The following is a 3,961-nucleotide window of genomic DNA, read 5'->3' as shown; positions in this document are numbered from 1 at the left end:
CTAAATAATAGATTAATTATCGTATTTTGACAATACGCTATGTTTTTGTATGATTCGAGCTCGTGCAATCGGCACGGATTCGCAAATGGAGACATTTCATGACGTTCCTAGAGAGGCTCGCTGCCTATTCGACGGTCTTGGCGCTCGCCGCAGGTCTCGCCCTCACCGCCACTGGAGCAGCCGCGCAAGCCGACTACCCCACGAAGCCGGTGCGCATCATTGCCCCCTTCCCCGCCGGCAGCGGCCCAGACGCCAACGCCCGGGAACTCGCGGCCGAGCTCACCAACATCCTCGGGCAGTCGTTCTTCGTCGAGAACCGGCCGGGCGCCTCCAACATCATTGGCACCGAGGTGGCGGCCAGGGCGCCCGCGGACGGGTACTCCCTGTACATCGGCACCACCAGCTCGCTGTCGGTGGTGCCGCACCTGTACAGCAAGCTGCCGTTCAACGCAGAACGCGATTTCGCCCCGATCAGCCTGCTGGGCGTGCTCAACACCGGGCTGATCGCCAACCCTGGCGTGCAGGCCAAGGACGCCCGCGAGCTCATCGCCCAGCTCAAGGCCAAGCCTGACCTCGCGTCGGTCGCCACGCAGGGCGTCGGGAGCTACTCGCACCTGTCAGCCACCTGGTTCAACAGCGCCGCGGGCGTGAAGGCCAGTCTGATCCCGTACAACAGCAACAGCCCCTATGCAGACCTGCTGGCCGGCCAGATCCAGCTGATGTTCGACGGCCTGCCGACCGCCGCCACCAACGTCCAGGCTGGCAAGCTCAAGCTGCTGGCGATCACGGGCAAGAAGCGCCATCCCAGCTTCCCGAACGTGCCGACCTTCGCCGAACAAGGCCTGCCCGACTACACGCCCATCGCGTGGCAGGGCGTGCTCGCGCCGGCGGGTACGCCACCGGCCATCCTGGAAAAGCTCAGCGCGGCCATGCGCAAAGTCTGCCAGTCGCCCGATCTGGCCAAGAAGTGGCGCGACTACGGTGGGGAGCTTCGTTGCAACACGCCGGCCGAGTTCACGGCGTTCATCAACACGGACCGCGCCATGTGGGGCAAGGTGATTCAAGCTGCCGGTGTGAAGCTCGATTGACCGGGGCGCATATGCAACGGATCCACAGCCCCATCCTCGCCCCCACGAATTGCGCATTGCGCCGGCGCGATTTGCTGCGATGGGGCAGTGGCCTCCTGCTCGGCGGCGCCTCGATCAACCCCTTCGCCCAGGCATCGGCCAGGCCTTCCAGGCCGGTTCGCCTGATCGTGCCATCGGCGGCCGGCAGCCCCTGGGATCCGATGGCGCGCCATCTCGCGGATCGCCTTGCGAAGAAGTTCGGTCAACCCTTCGTGGTCGAGAACCGATCCGGTGCGACCGGACTCATTGGAATGGATCAGGTGGCCAAAGCCGCCGATGGCCACGCGTTGGGCGTGATGTTCATGCCGCATACGCTGCTGCCGGCACTTCAGCCAAGATGCCCTACGACACCTTGAACGACCTGGTCCCGATTGCCCAGACGCAGTGGACCTACAGCGTCCTGGTGACGCGCCCCTCGCTCGGCGTCGGCACGCACAATTACTGTAAGACCAATATCAGTGCGGCCAATCCGAAGATGAAGGCAATCGCGGCATGTTCTGAAGCGTCGTCGTATCACCGATTCTTCGACTCTGATTCTGCGCTCAAAGGCGGTGAGGGTTTCAGCATCGTTCGATCCTGCCTCATTGTCCAAGGATTCGGCGAACTCGCGACCGGAGTTGTGAGTGGTGACATCGCTGCTACACATGAGCGTGAGTCTCGGACATCTGCGTGTCGCCTATCGGAACGGAGTCGGCGCATCCATGAGATATGTGGCAGAAGAGCATGCAAAAAAGCCGAGGGCGCCGCCCCGAACCTTTGGCGGGCCTGGTCTGCGAGCGATGGCACCGGCGCGGATGGCAGGGAGTGGATGGTCAAAGCGAAAGCCCAAGTGAAATCGATAGTACGCAAGGCGGTGAGCGTGTGAACCCTTCATTGCAGCCGACCGCCTCGCCTGGGGGCCAGCACGATCGCGGCGATCTGCAAGGACCGCTGGCAAATCGAGCTGTTTTTCGACTGCCCTTCATACTGGGGTAATCGGCTTTTCCGTGCAGATTGATACGCATGCGCCCGGCGCACGTGAGCTGATAGGCGACTCGTCCAGCTCCAGCGCCGGTAGTTGGCGTAAATTGGCGCTCCTCTCGGAAAGGCTTGGACCGCGCCATGACCTTCGCCCAGCGCTAAGTCGGAGCCGACAGCCTGCCTGCCAGGCTGTCCGAGTTCGACGTGCAGCAGTACTTCGCGCTCACCAAGTCGGATGTCTCGGCGCTGAGCGAACGGTTTCGCGCCRACCGGCGCGTGGCAGCGGCGATCTTGCTCCTGCACTTGCGCGCCACCGGCCGCCCGCTGGACCGGGTGTCAGCCGTTCCGAAGAACCTACTGCGTACCGTCAGCGACGCCCTGGGCGCGGCCATCCTGACCATCGCAAGCCTCCGGTCTCTCTATCATCGCCTCCCTACCCTCTACGAGCACCAGCTTTTGGCCAAGGACCATCTGGGGCTGCAAGACCTCGATGATGCGAACACCGCCAAACTGAGTGAGGTCCTCGCCGTCGCGTCCGACCAGGTCGCGCACATGGACGAACTCATCGCGATAGCCCGCTCATGGCTGTACGAACAACGAATCCTGATTCCCGGATATCGGCGGCTCTCAGACTGGTCTCGCGAGGCCTTTGCCGTCGCCGAATCAAAGATGATGATGGCGACCCACGCAGCCATCGGGACGGCCGGCATTCGGCGGTGCCGCGAATGGGCTTACACGGCCCGCGACGGCGAGGCAATGACAAACCTGGAGTGGATCAAGACCCCTCCTGGGCGGCACGCGCCCAGCACCCTGGCGGAGACCCTGGCCAAGATCCGCAGCTTGAAGGAGCTCGAAGTTCACCAGTGGGCGCTCGACGCCATCGCTCTCGCGAAGCAGCAGGCCTATGCCGCCCATGTCCAACTGCGCCGCCCGTCGATGACCCTTCGCATCGAACGCAACCGGCAGGACCTCGAGATCGCCTGCTTCCTGCGGGACGTGCAGGCACGAGTAAGCATTGCAGGTCACGTGGMGCATGCTTGAAATWGCAGGGTTCMGCCGAAYAATCCGAGCTGCCTCGCCCTAGTCATCCTGAGCCGCGTTTCGGAACTCAACCATTGCGACCGCCGCWGGGTCGCAATGCTTCCCGGCAGGCCAGAGCTCGAAGGCCCAATCCAGCATGTCTGCGTACACCGCCCGCYCTTGCGTAAGACGTAACATCTCAGCGGCAAAATTCTCAGCCCACTCAACCATCGCGCTCCCCCAATTCAGAGGGCATGATGCCCAGTGACGCTGGGCGCTGGGTGCGCGAGGTTATCGCGGGCATTAATGGCGATCAGCCGCTCGTCAGTCTCGGCGCCGTCAAAATCGCCGCGCTCGCGTGCTATCGACGCAAACAAGGCCATCGCAGCGCGCATGACGGGCCGCAGTCGGCCACAACCCGCCGTTCGACGGCTTGGCACAACCAGACCTTCAAGATCTTTTCCTAAGCTGGGGGTAGACGGCCACAGGAGGTCCCAGAACCCGAAATCTTCTGCGGATTCATTGAGAAATCGCATCCCTCGCGTTGCCAGGCCGGGCAACATGGCCTGCAGACCATCAAGGACGAGGCGCGAGGTGCAGACATGAAAGTGCTGCTGGTGGACGACTCCGGGGCAATACAGAAGAGCTTCGGCGCGTTGCTGGAGGCTGCACTGGGAGTCGTGGTCGTCGGTTATGCGGAGGACGTGGCCGGCGCGGTGGCGTTCATCGCCTCGAACCCTCCGGACCCCTCGGCCATCCCGATGCGGCATAGCTGTGTGCTCGTTGAGGCAGTCGCATTCTTGGCTGAGCATTTCGCGGCAGTAACAACGATCAGGGTCTCTTTGAGTTCGCCC

At 63.0% G+C, this 3,961-nt stretch carries 6 protein-coding genes; all 6 read left to right on the top strand.

All coding sequences use genetic code 11. The annotated features are described in order from the left end of the window. Positions 1–98: 98 nt before the first annotated feature. Entirely contained in the window at positions 99–1,088 is a 990-nt protein-coding gene (locus AC1DY5_RS45645; protein WP_478120998.1) for a Bug family tripartite tricarboxylate transporter substrate binding protein, read from the top strand. Between the two features lie 56 nt (positions 1,089–1,144). After that, entirely contained in the window at positions 1,145–1,483 is a 339-nt protein-coding gene (locus AC1DY5_RS45640; protein WP_478120997.1) for a Bug family tripartite tricarboxylate transporter substrate binding protein, read from the top strand. Continuing rightward, positions 1,480–1,992: a hypothetical protein gene (locus tag AC1DY5_RS45635; RefSeq protein ID WP_478120996.1), complete on the top strand. Its 513-nt coding sequence runs from the start codon at positions 1,480–1,482 to the stop codon at positions 1,990–1,992. Before AC1DY5_RS45640 ends, AC1DY5_RS45635 begins: the two co-directional genes overlap by 4 nt. A gap of 272 nt (positions 1,993–2,264) precedes the next feature. Further along, positions 2,265–3,128, top strand: coding sequence for a DUF4158 domain-containing protein (locus AC1DY5_RS45630; RefSeq protein ID WP_478120999.1), 864 nt, complete (start codon positions 2,265–2,267; stop codon positions 3,126–3,128). Between the two features lie 233 nt (positions 3,129–3,361). Continuing rightward, a complete protein-coding gene (locus AC1DY5_RS45625; protein ID WP_478120995.1) occupies positions 3,362–3,574 on the top strand; it encodes a hypothetical protein in 213 nt (70 codons plus the stop codon). A gap of 135 nt (positions 3,575–3,709) precedes the next feature. Beyond that, on the top strand, positions 3,710–3,961 hold a 252-nt coding region (locus AC1DY5_RS45620), incomplete at its 3' end, for a response regulator transcription factor (protein ID WP_478120994.1).

The sequence above is a fragment of the Variovorax sp. P4_D9 genome (genome assembly GCF_056401695.1).
The sequence above is the reverse complement of the archived record's forward strand: the minus strand, read 5'-3'. Positions and strand labels throughout refer to the sequence as shown.

Excerpts from the sequence above, each read along its gene's own strand:
- AC1DY5_RS45625 (WP_478120995.1), top strand. The coding sequence starts at position 3,362 with ATGATGCCCAGTGACGCTGGGCGCTGGGTGCGCGAGGTTATCGCGGGC.
- AC1DY5_RS45645 (WP_478120998.1), top strand. The coding sequence starts at position 99 with ATGACGTTCCTAGAGAGGCTCGCTGCCTATTCGACGGTCTTGGCGCTC.